The organism is gamma proteobacterium symbiont of Lampromicra miyakona (assembly GCF_059730895.1).
In genome coordinates this window covers 3,399,392-3,413,852 of sequence record NZ_AP035932.1, presented here as the reverse complement: position 1 = coordinate 3,413,852, position 14,461 = coordinate 3,399,392, and the positions used below count along the sequence as shown (strand labels likewise).

Sequence of the window (14,461 nt, the reverse complement as noted above, 5' to 3'; positions counted from 1 at the left end):
ATAACTAAAGTGGCTGCGTGTGGCGGCACTTCAGGGAGTGAAACTATGGTAGTGGTGGAATTGCTCATCGTCCTGCTGGCGATCTGGCTGGGTGCGCGCCTCGGCGGCATCGGCATTGGCTTTGCCGGCGGTTTAGGCGTGCTGGTGCTGACGCTGGTTTGCGGCATGAAACCCGGCGCGATCCCGTTTGATGTCATCGAGATCATTATGGCGGTGATTGCGGCCATCGCCGCGATGCAGGTGGCCGGCGGCATGGATTATCTGGTCGGGCTGGCGGAACGCCTGCTGCGCCGCCATCCGCGCTATGTCACGTTCCTCGCGCCGCTGGTGACCTATGTGATGACGCTGCTGGCGGGTACCGGGCACACCGCTTTTTCAACTCTGCCGGTGATTGCGGAAGTCGCCAAAGAGCAAGGCGTACGCCCTTCGCGCCCGCTGTCGATAGCCGTAGTGGCGTCGCAAATCGCCATCACCGCCTCGCCGCTTTCGGCCGCGGTGGTATTTTTTGCCTCGATTCTTGAACCGCGCGGCGTCAGTTATCTGGCGCTGCTCGGCGTCGCGCTGCCTGCCACCATGCTGGCCATTTTCTGTGCCGCCGTGATCACCAACTTCCTCGGCAAAGAGCTCAAAGAAGATGACGTCTATCAGGCGCGCCTGGCGAAAGGTGAAGTGACACTGCGCGGTGAGCAGGTTTATCACATCAAGCCGGGTGCCAGACGCGCGGTGCTGCTGTTCCTGATCGGTATTGCGGCGGTGGTGCTGTACGCGACGGCAATCAGCGACAGCGTGGGCCTGATCAGCAATCCGGTGCTGCCGCGTAACGAAGCCATTGTGGTGTTTATGCTGACGGTTGCTACGCTGATTTGCCTGACCTGCAAAGTGGAAACCGGTGAAATCCTCAGTGCCAGCACGTTTAAATCCGGCATGAGCGCCTGTATCTGCGTAATGGGCGTCGCCTGGCTGGGCGATACCTTTGTCAAGGCGCACCTGAGCGACATCCAGACGCTGGCCGGCGACATGCTGCAGAGTTATCCGTGGATGCTGGCGCTGGTGCTGTTCTTTGCTGCCACGCTGCTCTACTCGCAGGCGGCCACCACCAAAGCGCTGATGCCGGCGGCACTGATGCTCGGCGTATCGCCGCTGGCGGCGGTCGCCTCCTTCGCCGCGGTGTCCGCGCTGTTCGTGCTGCCCACCTACCCGACGCTGCTGGCCGCGGTGGAGATGGATGACACCGGCTCGACCCGCATTGGGAAGTACGTGTTCAACCACTCGTTTATCATTCCCGGCGTACTGGCAATTACCTTCTCGGTGGCGTTTGGCTTCCTGTTCGGCAGCCTGATCCTGTAGCGTCGTGGTTACATCCTGAAAACCTCGTGGCGCAGCGGCCGTGTTATTATCGCGGCTCATTCGCCACCGGAGCTGATTAATTCGTCATGGCTGCTCGATTTTCCCGCCTGCTAAGCCTGTGCCTGGCACTGCTGTTTTGCCTGTCGGCGCAGGCCAGCCTGTTCTCGACCACTACCAATAACCGCTTTGTGCCGGTCGATCAGGCCTTTGGCTTTGATTTCAGCCAGCAGGGCCATCAGCTGACGCTGAGCTGGAAAGTGAAGGACGGCTATTACCTCTATCGCCAGCAATTCCACATCAGCTCGCAACACGCGCAGCTGGCGCCGGTCACGCTGCCGCCGGGCCAGCCGCACGAAGATGAGTTTTACGGCAAGAGCGAAATCTATCCGCAGGACGTACAGCTGCCGATCACCCTGCGCCAGGCCGATGCTGGTGCAACGCTCAGCGTGACCTATCAGGGCTGCGCCGCGGCCGGTTTCTGCTATCCGCCGGAGACCCGCTCGGTGCCGCTGACGGCGATGGCTGCCGATAGCGCCGCGCCGGTAATCGCGGCATCACCGGCCGCTCACCGCACGCCGCTGCCGTTTTCGCCGCTGTGGGCGCTGCTAATTGGCATCGGCATGGCCTTTACGCCGTGCGTGCTGCCGATGTATCCGCTGATCTCCGGCATCATTCTTGGCGGCCAGCGCCGCCACTCGCTGGGCCGGCTGTTCGCCCTCGCACTGGTCTACGTACAGGGCATGGCGCTGACTTACACCCTGCTCGGTATGGTGGTGGCTGCGGCGGGGCTGCGTTTCCAGGCTGCGCTGCAGCATCCTTACGTGTTGATCGGCCTCTCCGTGCTGTTTGTGCTGCTGGCGCTGTCGATGTTTGGCCTGTTCACGCTGCAGCTGCCTGCCAGCCTCCAGACGCGTCTGACGCTGTGGAGCAACCGTCAGCAAGGCGGCTCGCTGGCGGGCGTGTTTATGATGGGCGCACTGGCAGGCCTGATCTGCTCACCCTGCACCACCGCGCCGCTCAGCGCCATCCTGCTGTATATCGCGCAGAGCGGTAATTTGTGGGCTGGAGCCGGCACGCTGTGGCTGTACGCCTTCGGCATGGGACTGCCGCTGATTGCTGTAACGATGTTCGGCAACCGGCTGCTGCCGAAAAGCGGTCCGTGGATGCAGAGCGTGAAAGAGGGTTTTGGCTTTGTGATTCTGGCGCTGCCGGTGTTTCTGCTGGAGCGCGTGCTGGGCGATATCTGGGGACTGCGGCTGTGGAGTCTGCTCGGCGTGGCATTTTTTGCCTGGGCGTTCAGCCTGAGTCTCAGCGCGCGCGGCACAGCGCGCGTGCTGCCGATCATCATGCTGGCGGCCGCGCTGGTGGTGGCGCGCCCGCTGCAGGACTGGGCATTTGGCAGCAGCAGTACGCAAAGCGTCGCGCACCTGCCGTTCCAGCGCATCAGCAACAGCCAGCAGCTGGATAGCGCATTACAGCAGGCGCAGGGCCGTATCACCATGGTCGATCTCTATGCCGACTGGTGCGTGGCCTGCAAAGAGTTTGAAAAATACACCTTCAGCGATGACGGCGTACGCAGTGCCCTGAGCAACGTGCAGCTGCTGCAGGCTAACGTGACAGCCAACAACGCGCAGGATAACGCGCTGCTGCAGCATCTGCAGGTGCTTGGCCTGCCGACCATCCTGTTCTTTGATGCGCAGGGCAAAGAGATTGCCGATTCACGCGTCACCGGATTCCTTAACGCCGCGGATTTCCGCGCCCATTTGCACAATCTGCCGCGTTAAACGAAACTGGTTGCACGACACTGCCCGGGCGTACGCGCCCGGGCCCGCATTCCGGAGGAGAGTCTTTTGCAACGCGAACAGATCCTTGAGCATGCGCTGAATGTGCTCGAACAGAGCGGCCTGGCCGCGACCACCTCGCTGCAGCAGCTGGCTGGCGAAAGCGGCCTCGCCAGCGATCAGCTGGAGCGCTACTGGCCCGATCGCGATGCCCTGCTGTATGACGCGCTGCGCTTTCACGGCCAGCAGATTGACAGCTGGCGCCGCCAGGTGCAGTTGGATGAGCGCCTCAGTGCGGCACAAAAGCTGCTGGCGCGTTACGACGTGCTGGCAGAGCACGTCAGTAAAGGCCGCTTTCCCGGCTGCCTGTTTATTGCCGCCTGCAGTTTCTATCCCCAGCCGGATCAGCCGGTGCATCAGCTCGCCGAACAGCAGAAGCGCAGTTCCTGGCAGTTCACCCATGAAATCCTCGTCGACCTGGCGCTGGACAACCCCAGCATGGTGGCCGATCAGATGGAGCTGATCCTCGAAGGTTGTCTGAGTAAGCTGCTGGTGAAGCGCAACGTGCAGGATGTCGCTACCGCACGGCGTCTGGCTGAAGATGTGCTGAGTATCGCACTGTGCCGGCAAAACGGCGCGCTGGCGTAGGCTTTTTGCCCACCCTGCCTGAAAAGCAGGCAATCAGTCACGATTGCTACGCTTTTTTTAAGAAACCCGTTGACGGCTGTGAGCCATTAGGGTTTAATGCGCCCCGTTGCCCGGATAGCTCAGTCGGTAGAGCAGGGGATTGAAAATCCCCGTGTCGGTGGTTCGATTCCGCCTTCGGGCACCACTCTTCAGAGCCTGTTCGTTAGGGGTTGAGATCCTTAACGGGCATGACAGTGGTCCCCAGCATGATGTTGGTAGTTTGCTTACCGCACCATTGTTGAACACGGGACTTAAAGTCCGGAGGATGTTCTAGCATCCTCTGGACTTCTCACATCCTTAAAAAAATACTTCAGCATCGTATTTACCTTTAGAAATGTTTTCTGTCAATCTTTTGTAAAGGTTTGCCTCCCTTTTTTTCCTCTTTTAGAATCATATCGTTAAGATTTGACTTAAGATTACTCTTAGGCCACCTCCAGCTGTTCGAGAACGCTCCTGACCTTGTTGATGTCGCTCTCAACGTATTGCAGAGTGACTGCAGGCGTTGAATGGCCCAGAAGATCCTGAGCCATTTTCAGGTTTCGGTCAGGCATACTCATCAGATTTGTAGCTATGGTGTGCCGGAATCGATGAGGACTCACAACAAAGCCACATTCATTTGAAAGCCGTCGAAAAAATGCACGCAATGGTGGATTATCCATGTTTTCACTTGTCTCATTTCTGCGACCATCAAATCGGGATAAATTGAAAAGCTGATCCTCCATCTTTGCTCCTCTTTCCAGAGAACGGTTATAAAGCATTTCTAATCTTGGTCTCAGATAACGCGTGATCGGAACAAGATGCTCGCGATGGTTTTTTGCTCCTTCCGGTCGAAGGCTTATCCAGTTATGCATAAAATTAACGTCACATAAACGTATATGCAGAAGCTGATTCTGCCTCATCCCTGTCCTTCGTAAAGCATCCAGCACGGTAAGCCAGAACCATGCAGGCCTCAATGCCGACCTGTAGTTATAGTTTTTACCATACTGTTCATCCGCCTCCCGGGCCTCCATTAAAAGATATATTTTATTAATCTGGATATCAGTCAGGGTTTTCTTTCGCTTTACATCTGGCCGTGCAATCTTGCCATTAAAGGGATTTTTGGTTGCCGGAATATAACCTTCTTCAATCGCAAAGTTGAATAATGCTCTCATGTGTGTGAGCTTATTGTTCCAAGTGGTTTTTGTCAGACCCTCCACATTAAGTACATGTCTGCGCCAGTTTAAAACCAACCTGTCATCAACATCAGCAGGAGATATGGCTGCTCCAGCAAAGTTAAGGAAAGTCTTTAATACTTTTCTGTAACTCCATTCAGTTGCAACTCGAAGAGTTTTACTAAAAAAATATCCTTCAATAAGTTCATCAAATGAACATGAATCTTTCATTTTGACCTCAGTTTTATAAATGCTCCCCAGCCAGTCATTTCCTGGCTGAAAGCCATGTGCTGTCCGAAGGACAGCTCCCTTTTTTAAATAAAATGTCGGCATTAATCATATAGCCTGACACTTTTGTAAAACGACCGCTCTTATCCGGCGTATCGTATTGATGGTAATGGAATAATCCCTTACCATTTCGTGAATGGTGTACGTTGAGTGCCTCAAAACTTTTTTGTAGTCTGGCCTTATCCGTATGACTGCCTCCTGCAGTCGTGGTGTAACGGTAAAAACAGGCCGGTGAGACCACAAAAACAAACTGCGCCAGAACGTGAAGCAGACTGTCTTTTTGATTTACGCTCAGCGTGCCGTCCTCAATGCTGTCCCTGATCCATTCAAGAAAGAGCACACCGGATTCTTCTCCCTTATCTTTCCTGTTTTCATCAGAATGAAACACATCAGTTGTAATTGGCGTGGCTGGACGATTATCCGCAGAAGAATTATCCATTGCCGTAGCAGTTTTCCCTTCAGCCATTAAATCAAGCAATGACAGGAGATTCTCCGTAGATCCCTGCATCTGCACTTCTTCTCCCGTACTGATGGCGTTTTCTGCAGAAAGCAGCGGTTCCTCAGCTGTGAGTGCGGATTCCAGCTCCAGTAAAGGCGCAGGTGGGATAATCTTCTCAGGCGACAACTCGCTTTCCTGAGCAGAACTGTAGTATGAAACTCCAGTTTTAATTGGCACTAAAGAACCTTCCGCATTATCGAGACTGGACAATGAGTTAGGTTTTACTTCATATAATTTCGGGGGGGTATGGTCTGTTACTGATGTGATTTTAACCAGAGAAACCTGCTGAGGTTTTTGCCCGGACATTACGGTCTCATTTGAAAGGCCGCAGCTGCTCAGGGCATCGTTAACAATACTGGTTAATATCCCGGCTTCAGCACGGCGTCCCGACAGAAAGAGCAGGAGCGTATCAGAAAGAGCGGGCCAGCGCTGAAGCCACAGCAGGGCCGCCTCAGGCAATAGTCTTAGCGCCACAAATACGCAGTTCATCTCGCCTGATGGTTCGGTGGTCTGCCTGACCCGCCATTGCTCTCCAGGCACGCTAAGACCGGGATACCAGACCCGACCGTTTTTCAGAGCCCCTTCCACCTGCATCAACCAGGGCAAATGATGGAACAGCCCTGCCCAGTAAGCAGCACAGACCCAGCCGGGAGTTTGCTCAGCCTGTTCTTCAGGCGTGGCGCCCGGTGGCAGCATCATGCCGCGGACCAGCCTGACCGCACGCGCGGCGACGTTCAGGCTGAGTTCATTAAATCCTCCGGGACCAGAGTACGGGCCGGACCAGGCTGCCGGGCAGGTCTGCACCCTTGCCGCCATCTCCTCCAGAGGCCTGAGCCACCAGGCTTCAGTGACTTCTTTTGAAAGCGGGCTGTTTTCTGTCAGCACCCTGATGAGGCGACGGTTTTCGTTTGTCTGCAGTAGCACACTTCCCGTCTGAGCAGGGTGCCAGCTACCGTCAGCAACAGGCCGGGATAACGTGTCTCCCTTAGAGAGTCTCTCTCCGGGCTGGCTTTCCTGTCTGCCTCTGCCTGTTAACCAGTTAAGTCCAATCACCGTCACCTCCGCCGGAATATGCCTGCTGAATATGACGCTAACCTAAAAGCACTCCGGACAATTTCAACAGTAAACCCGGAACCGTCTCTGACAGAAATCCTGCTTGTTAAAATATTAAAAAGTGGTTTCAGAGTTTCAGGGTGCTCTGGTAACACCGTAATGGTTTCCTGCATGCCTCTGTTTACACCGGTATCGGGAGCCATCGCATGCAGCAATTCTTTGTTTTGTTTTTTTTTATGATCTGGCTGGCCCTGTGCGGGACGATGAGCCTGAGTTTCACCATCCAGGCCACATCCACCGGGTTATATCTGGTATGGGTGCTGCTGTTCTGTCTCCCCTTCCTGCTCCGCCCGCTCGCATGGGCCGAGCGGCAGTTAAGACCGGCGATGACGCTGATCCGCCATCGTCGCAGCCGGGCGTGGGTGCATCTTGCCCCCTGGCAGCCCACCACAGATCTGACGCCAGAGCGGGTCCAACAGTTCTGGCAAAGCGTAAAGGCGTCAACCAGACAAGCTCTGGAAAAGCACCATATCGTTATCATTTCCTCGCACCTTCTGACCGACATTCGTGCCCACCGGGTGCTGGCCTGTATCGCTGAAGGTGGACTCATCGTCCACCACCGCACTTACCGCATCCCTTTTACACCGGCCATGAAGGCGCTGATGCAGCTGGAGATCCTCTTCCGACAGTGGCGCTGGCGCACGGACTTCCGCAGTGACTGGCCCGTGCTGGTTCTGCGGCGTAAATCTTGAGGACGGAAAAATAATTTGCTCAGTTACCGACCTGCGTGGTGTTTAACACATGGATACGTGTGTGTATTCGATCTGAACGATCGATTTTATCATTTGACCTCATTGTTCCAGATGTTTTCCGCCAGCCACATGTCGATGAAAACCATGTACGGCTTAGGTTTTAACATCTTATTGCGTATTTATGGGCTAGCGCTCAGGGTATTTGAGATATCGTCTGACGGTGCTCTCGTAACATCCTAATTGTGTCGCGATATAGACAATGTAGGCACCCTTTAGGCGCATTTGCTTTATCCTGAAAAACTCTGCTCTGCTTTGCATAATGGAATCTTTTTCGGTGTAGGAACCTTAACGAAACAGCATAACTGGTGGAGCGTAAGACCTAAATGGTGTACTAATGTCTTATGTCACTGACGCTGACAAAGGAAGCTAGGCAGTAAGGATTTGGAAGGCTGGCGAATGCCAAGCCCGTCGGGATGTCGCAGTCTGTCTAAAGCCAGACCACCTCAAAGTATGAATTTAATCAGAGCCAAAACTAGGTGTTGAGGTTAAATCTGCGAGATCTAATCAGGGAAAGATCGCTACCCTTGCATAGATACGCGTCCTACAGTTTGTAACTAGATTTTTCACACGACCGGAGCTAAGAGCGAACTTAGAGTACTGCGGTCCAAGGAACTGAGACGTAAAGAGGTAATTCACTTATTATACTTTATGGAAAAATGGTACCATGGTTACAGAAAAAACTGAACAGAATCCAAAAATATGACTAGTCTGAACTTAAATCATTTCAGCGAAATCAACAAGGCCCTGAGCTTGCTAAATTCTATTTCTAAAAATCGTGAAAGTGACTTCTCTGGAACTGGCTTGATTTTTTATAGTGACCTATCTCAGTTGCCATTTCTTCAGTTGGAAAATGAAAGCATAAAGCCTAATGCCTCCATTTTTTTCGAATGGGAAATCGCTTCCGCAATATGTCAAATCTCCACAGTCAGAGATCCCTTTCACGATGGATTTCATTTTATTGATATTGAAGATTGGAAGATTACTCATATATCACAATTCATTTCTCCCCCCATTCCAAATAATGCTTCACAGCGTTTTCGCGGAACAGGTTCGCGTCTAATGTCCGCATATTTAGCCTCGCTCATAGATGGTATAAAATGTGCAGGAATCGTTTCTCAGACAGGTAAAGTGCATTTATTTCATACAGGCGTGGACATTGCCGGAGAAAAATAAAATATGGCAAACGTAAATTTATCTATCAAAGATTTCAGGAAAGCCCTGCTGTTTGTCGCAATCACGACCGTTCTGATCGGCAACCTTGTAGGTCTGGTACGACACTTTGCCTTTGGGGCTAATGGCACACAGGCGTTGATAGCAGGTCTAATATCTGGTGCCAGCTGGGCCGTAGCTGTTTCCGTTTGGGCTTTTCGGCGCCCATGGAAGACGGAATGGATCGCCAGCTTGACTGGGCGCCCAATAATTCACGGTGTTTGGTTTGGTCATCTTTTGACGAATTACGGCACAAGTGATGACAAATCCACTAAGCCCATACCTATTGCATTTGTGATAAAACAAACATTTTTGGGTTACTCCCTTCTCTCATATACTGAGAGTCAAGATAGTCGAACGTTGATTGAGTCACTTTTGGTGGACGATCAGCACAACACGGCACATATTCGATACATGTATGAGTTCTACATTCGAAAGCCTAACGAGCGCAAGCTAACAACTGGTGCCGCAGAGCTAAAATTGATTGAAGGAGGAAATCGTTTGTGCGGGCATTATTTAACGAACTCACCAACACAAGGATTTGCAGACCTCAAGCTAGTTCAACGGGAATGCAAAGACATCGACACATTTATGGCTGCAAAAAAGGCGTATCAAGAAAAATTGAAAGACACACAAAAAAAACAAAGCAAATAGCATAATTTTTTCTGATAAATAAAATCCTAGAGAACTGAAAAAATTGGATTTTGCTCAGCAATGTACAGGAGTAAAGAAAGCAAGCCTCGAATAAGAAGCAGTACGTTTGCTTTATGATATGGTTCTATTTTCTCTGACGAAATTTACAGAGCCTTGTAAAATTCGTTGCGAGACGCGCTCGGTGTGCGATTGCAATTCGTATGCATCTAAACTTCTTTAACTTAATAGCTGCTACTCCAAAGGATAAAGCACTGAGCCGGGGCCGGAGCTTGGTACTAATTCGACATATAAAGACTTTCGGCCAACGATAACCGCAAGCATAGGCCGTTTGTCCAAGCGTTTTTCCGACAAGAGACTCCACTCTAATCTATCAAGACCTGAAGGATTAGGATGATCTTCCGGATGGGTATGCCATTCACCCAGATAGCGGACTGTCCCTTTACTTATAGTCCACCGTAAATGAGCGATGGCATTATGACTTAACGGCATTCTTTCGAACAGATAGCGGAATCGTTTGTCCCAAACCGTGGGAACCGTAACTTGCTCAATGAGCATATGTGCTCCATGAACCGAACCGAGCAGTAGTCCGCCAGCCTCGCAATCTGTATCAGAGGCCTGAATATGCTGACAGAAAGTCTCCAGTGTAGACTCTGAGAAATGCAGCAGGGTCCGCCTATCGTCGGTGGCCCAAGAGCTCATGAACTGCATATAGGGCATTCCCGGTCCACCAGCGGATCGCAATCGGGTGTGGCAAGCAGATGAGTATGATCGATCAGTCGAGTTCGCAAAGCAGGTGAATATACGTTGTTAACCCAATCAAAGGCCATCTCTGCTCCCAGACTGGCTGCATGCATCGATACCGAGGCTGGGAATGGCACGTACAAGCCTTCGCATCCATGCCCAGCCAAAATGGTAGGAAGAGAATCAACGGTGGAAAGAAGTTCTCCCCTCCTGTTGCTATGCCAAAGACATCGGTAGCAAGCACAAAAAGAATTTGCCCTCAGGAGTGCACGGACAGCCGTTCCTGGCCCTTCGATCCACACTGAAATCATTGGCGTTGTTCGATAGTGACTGCACAACCAATGCCCGAGAGGTTCTTCCCCGGTGGCGTCTATGAACAAGTCCAGCTCTCCCAGTTGGGCCTGCCTGACATCCACAGGGAGCGCACGAATCTCGGCTCCTGGTGCCAAACGCTTTAGTTCCTTAGTCATAGCCTCGGCCTTGTTCGAAAGCAAGTCCGGAAATCCAAGGCGATGACGCCCGATATTTTGCGGCAGAAGGTAATCGCAATCGATCAAAGTGAGTTTTCCGCCGCATGTCCCCGCCCCAGCTTTGACCAGCATATCTGACAGATATCCTCCGATCGTACCGCACCCAACAATGGCCAGGTTCTTACCTGCAAGCGTATTTGACTTAGGTATGTTCCGCTGGGCGATATATTGGTCATCGATTCTGATCATCGAGACGGGCATCGCCTTCAAACCATAGCTCGAATCCCTGCGGTCTTTGAACTTACCCTTTTTAACTTGTCGTTGGCGATCATATAGAACCGCAAAGCCATACGTCATCAACGGAGATTCGATAACGATCAGAACGCCGTTGGCTTTTTCCTTTTCTCCCTCTTTGATGCGATCGTGAATTTTGCGCCGGCAACGAGAGTCAAGCGCACTTTGCCAATCCAAGATATCTCCAACAGTTTCGGGAGGCCAAGAGCTCGTCAGCGGGCGAGGTTGAGCACTGGTCTTGACCCGGTAGGTCAGCACTGTTTGGGTGGTGACTTGATAGCCAAGCGAAGTCAGCTTATTTGTTGTTCGCTCTTTATTGTCAGTGATGAACCATGAAGAATGGCCTTTGGCCTGTGCGACTATGCAGTTCTGCCGCCCCAAGTCTCCGCCCTGCATGTCCACAAAGCAGGGCCATCCATCCCAATAGGCGAAAAACTCTTCAGTAAGATCTTCAATCATCTCCCCCTCCAAAATCTGCCCGAGTACGGCAGCAGCGCGCTGCAAGCATGCCAGCGACTGTCCTATAGGATCGTAGATATCTAGAACGACCGTGCCTTTAGCTAGATAGCAAAGTCCGCCACCTGCACCAAGGTGAGGAACCGCTGCGGGTAGCCCTGGAGGAATTTCCAGCAGTCGTATGCGAGGCAAGTCGAAGAACGTAGGGTCGAGCTGAACTTCACATGAATAGCCCTTGTGCGATTGGGAGGGGATCAACTGTCCTTGCAGCCTGAACCAACCATCATCCGTCTTGCCAACAAATTCGAAGCCTCGCAGCACGAAGGCCTCGATTACGTCTGCGAGCGCTATGGCGCTTTTCATCCTGCCTTCGTTCGCCCGACAAGTTCGCTCGGGCCAGCCGTTGCGGGAGCTGCAGCAATGGTGGCGGCGACGGATACCACCTTGACTCGATCCGGCTTGTTTGGAAAGCGAGGGCCGAATTCGCCCTGCAACCAAATGCAGGCTTGTGAAGGGCTGCTGGCGTTGGTGGCACCACGAAGCACTTTCTCAAATTCTTCAAACGCCTTTGCCGCCTCTTCGACACCCTCGTTGCCAAGCCGCCCCGTGAGCGATTCGGACTCATCCACCGGATTATTCACCCCCGCGCGCAAACGGGCCGACAGTCCTGCGACGACATCCAGCAACGCTAAGTCATCGCGCCGATCACGTCTCTCAAATAGTGGGGCCGCGGCGGCCATCAATAGAATCGAAGCAGGCCCATTGATGGACCATCTCCAATCGCGGAACGCCTTCAAGTAACGAATTACGCGGCGTAACTGCTCACCCTTGGCGTCTACTTCGCCCAAGAACCATTCCTTCACTGGCCTAGGGTCAGAGGGCATCCAATTGCATTCACGATGAGCCAGGAGCACCTTGTCAGCGGGTAGCGCTGTCCAAGCATCCCGTTCTGCCATGTTCACCGCTTCCGACAGCGACTCGTAACCATATCGCTCCATCGAAGCCTTTGCGAGGGTGACAAATTCTTCATCGGGAATAGCGTATAAAGGAATATCAATGTGGGCATACGCTGAAATGACGATGCGGATGCACGTCGGCTTGTCGCTGACTAGCTTCCACTGCTTTTCCTCTACCAGCGACCTCAATGCTTCTTCCGCAGCAGCAAAGAACACTGTCGCTGCCATGCTAGGACGCTTCGTCTGAGAGACGAAACTTAAAGGCAAGTAGCATCCATCATCGACATCCGCCTGTTGCGGACGTTGGGCCGGAGAATTAAGCGTCTTGTATGCCCACGACCCTTGAGTGAAGAAACGTGGCTGTGGCACGTCCTCCGTGTATCCGTTTGACCTCAGCACGCGAGGGATGCCTGTACGCAGGCAGTCCCTGACATCAGTGCGTACGCTGGCGATCCAAGCGCGCTGCTCAGGGGACAGATTCAACTCATCGTGCAAGCACAATTCATCATCAACGGTGGTAAAGAAAAGCGGGCTCAGGTTCAGCATGCGGCCTCCGGTACATTCTTGTTGGGGCCGTGGAAGAAAATGGGTGCGCCGGCCTGGTGCGCTCGAAATGGTTGAAAAAGCGGGTCGCCGAGCGCACGTTGCGCCGCGTGGCTACCACGATCCTTTAGTGTATTCGTAGCGCCAATGGAAACCCGATCCAGCGCCTTCACGTCCTTGCTCTGATCGGGTGTTGCCATGTCGTCAATCTGGAAGTATTGGCTCCCCAACGTCTGCCGCAGCATGTAGTCCACGGAAGACTCTTGAGCGGAGATCACTAGGTCAAAAAGCCCTCCGCGCCACTTGCCGAACCCGCGGTCAAGGCTAGCACCACCACGAACGGTCGCACCGATCGTCATGGTGCCGATGGAGAGGACCCGAATCAACGCATCCTGTTTTGGCGCGAGAAACGTATTGATTTCATGCAAACCGAACAGGCCGGGGGCATTTCCAACTAATCCTCCATCCGCAAAGACTCCTCGGTTATTGCGAGCCAGCGGAAAGTAGACGGGCGCTGCGGCAGTCGCCAAAGCAACGTCAACAATCTTCATGCGGTGATCCAGCTCAAGTGAAGGGTGGTGAGGTGTCTTAAAGAACTGCCCACGGCCTGTCGAGTAGTTGACTGCCGGAACCAGAACACGATGTTTCAAGTCGCCAATTGTGGTTCCTTGAAAGCGCTTGGTCAGTACATCTCGCAATCCTCTCGCGTCATGCTTTGCAGTAAGCCAGAAACCGAAAAGCCGCCTTGGAAGGCTGCGGCATCCAAAAATGCGGCTACCTTCGTCTTCAAACAATGCTTTAAGTTCGCTTGCAGGGATTTCCGCTGCCAGCCCTAAAGCCAGCATCCCTCCTGCCGATGTGCCACAAATCAGGTCAAAGTGAGAAGAGATAGGCCGACCCAGCGCGGCTTCAAGCTCGGCAAGAACTGTGGCCGTATAAAGGCCGCGATAGCCTCCACCCGACAGAGCGAGCACATGGTAGGTAGGAATGTCAGTCATTAAGTCTCGACCTCTCGGGGAAACGGGGCGTTGCCGTGGATACCTTTGTCACGGATACGGCCATCTGGACGATGGATGAGGAATTCGAGCTTTTGGTTGCGTTCAACATCTCGTCCTGCATTGATTGCTGCTGCGTGTCATGCACCGAGGTCGCTCTCTGGTTGTAGGAGTTTGTATTGGCCCAACCTACTTGATGAGGAAAAAATGCTGTTTTTCCAGCCATTACTGCACTTCTACAATAAAATGATGTAAGTCTCAGCCAGCAGGGTTGTTAATGGCCGCGCGCAGTAGCTTAAGATTTTACTCATGCAGATAACAGTAAGGCAATGCCAACCTATTGTAGGCGTTACGTTGTCCTGCTAGACAGCAATGTATCAGCGCATGTGCGCTGGTGCAACGTGCGCTTTTTTGCTTCGACTTAATGTGGGTTGATACAACAGAAGGCTTAGACCTTCTCCTGCAACGCTGAGGTCATAACTCATGCAGCAGTAAATAGGCTTAGGCCTTTCTATCACGACGATA

13 protein-coding genes, 1 tRNA gene and 1 pseudogene are annotated in these 14,461 nt (G+C 52.8%); 7 read left to right on the top strand and 8 right to left on the bottom strand.

The window, feature by feature from the left end; translation table 11 throughout:
- Positions 1–45: 45 nt before the first annotated feature.
- The 4 genes from AC6I8P_RS16075 to AC6I8P_RS16060 all read left to right on the top strand — a co-directional run bounded on the left by AC6I8P_RS16075 (position 46) and on the right by AC6I8P_RS16060 (position 3,960).
- Positions 46–1,347, top strand: coding sequence for an anaerobic C4-dicarboxylate transporter (locus AC6I8P_RS16075; protein ID WP_104187997.1), 1,302 nt, complete (start codon positions 46–48; stop codon positions 1,345–1,347).
- Positions 1,348–1,433: 86 nt separating this feature from the next.
- Positions 1,434–3,131, top strand: coding sequence for a protein-disulfide reductase DsbD (locus AC6I8P_RS16070; RefSeq protein WP_481657858.1), 1,698 nt, complete (start codon positions 1,434–1,436; stop codon positions 3,129–3,131).
- A 66-nt stretch (positions 3,132–3,197) separates the two neighbouring features.
- The gene (gene dicD / locus AC6I8P_RS16065; RefSeq protein ID WP_021507771.1) at positions 3,198–3,776 is read left to right on the top strand and encodes a division control transcriptional repressor DicD; all 579 of its coding nucleotides are present in this window, start codon (positions 3,198–3,200) and stop codon (positions 3,774–3,776) included.
- A 108-nt stretch (positions 3,777–3,884) separates the two neighbouring features.
- Positions 3,885–3,960 (top strand) — tRNA-Phe (locus tag AC6I8P_RS16060).
- 277 nt (positions 3,961–4,237) lie between these two features.
- On the opposite strand, the gene AC6I8P_RS16055 is transcribed toward AC6I8P_RS16060, so the two are convergent.
- Entirely contained in the window at positions 4,238–5,197 is a 960-nt protein-coding gene (locus AC6I8P_RS16055) for a tyrosine-type recombinase/integrase (RefSeq protein ID WP_498030775.1), read from the bottom strand.
- Between the two features lie 34 nt (positions 5,198–5,231).
- Positions 5,232–6,806, bottom strand: coding sequence for a TraI domain-containing protein (locus AC6I8P_RS16050; RefSeq protein WP_498030774.1), 1,575 nt, complete (start codon positions 6,804–6,806; stop codon positions 5,232–5,234).
- A gap of 206 nt (positions 6,807–7,012) precedes the next feature.
- On the opposite strand from AC6I8P_RS16050, the gene AC6I8P_RS16045 reads away from it, so the two are divergent.
- Complete coding sequence (locus tag AC6I8P_RS16045; RefSeq protein ID WP_498030773.1) at positions 7,013–7,558, top strand: hypothetical protein; 546 nt, start codon at positions 7,013–7,015, stop codon at positions 7,556–7,558.
- A 95-nt stretch (positions 7,559–7,653) separates the two neighbouring features.
- Here AC6I8P_RS16045 and AC6I8P_RS16040 read toward each other — a convergent pair.
- Positions 7,654–7,876, bottom strand: a pseudogene (locus AC6I8P_RS16040) (IS21 family transposase); the annotation flags it as partial.
- 441 nt (positions 7,877–8,317) lie between these two features.
- On the opposite strand from AC6I8P_RS16040, the gene AC6I8P_RS16035 reads away from it, so the two are divergent.
- The gene (locus AC6I8P_RS16035; RefSeq protein ID WP_498030772.1) at positions 8,318–8,791 is read left to right on the top strand and encodes a hypothetical protein; all 474 of its coding nucleotides are present in this window, start codon (positions 8,318–8,320) and stop codon (positions 8,789–8,791) included.
- 3 nt (positions 8,792–8,794) lie between these two features.
- On the top strand, positions 8,795–9,481 hold the full coding sequence (locus AC6I8P_RS16030; protein ID WP_498030771.1) for a hypothetical protein: 687 nt from the start codon (positions 8,795–8,797) through the stop codon (positions 9,479–9,481).
- A 231-nt stretch (positions 9,482–9,712) separates the two neighbouring features.
- On the opposite strand, the gene AC6I8P_RS16025 is transcribed toward AC6I8P_RS16030, so the two are convergent.
- From AC6I8P_RS16025 to AC6I8P_RS16005, 5 genes are read right to left on the bottom strand one after another with little or no spacing between them, the layout of a single operon-like run.
- Complete coding sequence (locus AC6I8P_RS16025) at positions 9,713–10,180, bottom strand: Mov34/MPN/PAD-1 family protein (protein WP_498031177.1); 468 nt, start codon at positions 10,178–10,180, stop codon at positions 9,713–9,715.
- Positions 10,177–11,805 (bottom strand): ThiF family adenylyltransferase, encoded by a 1,629-nt coding sequence (locus AC6I8P_RS16020; RefSeq protein WP_498030770.1) that lies wholly within the window; start codon positions 11,803–11,805, stop codon positions 10,177–10,179. The genes AC6I8P_RS16025 and AC6I8P_RS16020 overlap by 4 nt, the downstream gene beginning before the upstream one ends.
- Positions 11,802–12,944 carry a CBASS cGAMP synthase gene (locus AC6I8P_RS16015; protein WP_498030769.1) on the bottom strand — a complete coding sequence of 381 codons (1,143 nt, stop codon included), beginning with the start codon at positions 12,942–12,944 and terminating at the stop codon, positions 11,802–11,804. The genes AC6I8P_RS16020 and AC6I8P_RS16015 overlap by 4 nt, the downstream gene beginning before the upstream one ends.
- The gene (locus AC6I8P_RS16010; RefSeq protein WP_498030768.1) at positions 12,938–13,939 is read right to left on the bottom strand and encodes a CBASS cGAMP-activated phospholipase; all 1,002 of its coding nucleotides are present in this window, start codon (positions 13,937–13,939) and stop codon (positions 12,938–12,940) included. The genes AC6I8P_RS16015 and AC6I8P_RS16010 overlap by 7 nt, the downstream gene beginning before the upstream one ends.
- Positions 13,939–14,064 (bottom strand): DUF2188 domain-containing protein, encoded by a 126-nt coding sequence (locus tag AC6I8P_RS16005; protein ID WP_498031176.1) that lies wholly within the window; start codon positions 14,062–14,064, stop codon positions 13,939–13,941. The genes AC6I8P_RS16010 and AC6I8P_RS16005 overlap by 1 nt, the downstream gene beginning before the upstream one ends.
- Positions 14,065–14,461 lie beyond the last annotated feature (397 nt).

Excerpts from the sequence above, each read along its gene's own strand:
- AC6I8P_RS16075 (WP_104187997.1), top strand. The coding sequence starts at position 46 with ATGGTAGTGGTGGAATTGCTCATCGTCCTGCTGGCGATCTGGCTGGGT.
- AC6I8P_RS16070 (WP_481657858.1), top strand. The coding sequence starts at position 1,434 with ATGGCTGCTCGATTTTCCCGCCTGCTAAGCCTGTGCCTGGCACTGCTG.
- AC6I8P_RS16055 (WP_498030775.1), bottom strand. The coding sequence starts at position 5,197 with ATGAAAGATTCATGTTCATTTGATGAACTTATTGAAGGATATTTTTTT.
- AC6I8P_RS16045 (WP_498030773.1), top strand. The coding sequence starts at position 7,013 with ATGCAGCAATTCTTTGTTTTGTTTTTTTTTATGATCTGGCTGGCCCTG.
- AC6I8P_RS16035 (WP_498030772.1), top strand. The coding sequence starts at position 8,318 with ATGACTAGTCTGAACTTAAATCATTTCAGCGAAATCAACAAGGCCCTG.
- AC6I8P_RS16030 (WP_498030771.1), top strand. The coding sequence starts at position 8,795 with ATGGCAAACGTAAATTTATCTATCAAAGATTTCAGGAAAGCCCTGCTG.
- AC6I8P_RS16025 (WP_498031177.1), bottom strand. The coding sequence starts at position 10,180 with ATGAGCTCTTGGGCCACCGACGATAGGCGGACCCTGCTGCATTTCTCA.
- AC6I8P_RS16020 (WP_498030770.1), bottom strand. The coding sequence starts at position 11,805 with ATGAAAAGCGCCATAGCGCTCGCAGACGTAATCGAGGCCTTCGTGCTG.
- AC6I8P_RS16015 (WP_498030769.1), bottom strand. The coding sequence starts at position 12,944 with ATGCTGAACCTGAGCCCGCTTTTCTTTACCACCGTTGATGATGAATTG.
- AC6I8P_RS16010 (WP_498030768.1), bottom strand. The coding sequence starts at position 13,939 with ATGACTGACATTCCTACCTACCATGTGCTCGCTCTGTCGGGTGGAGGC.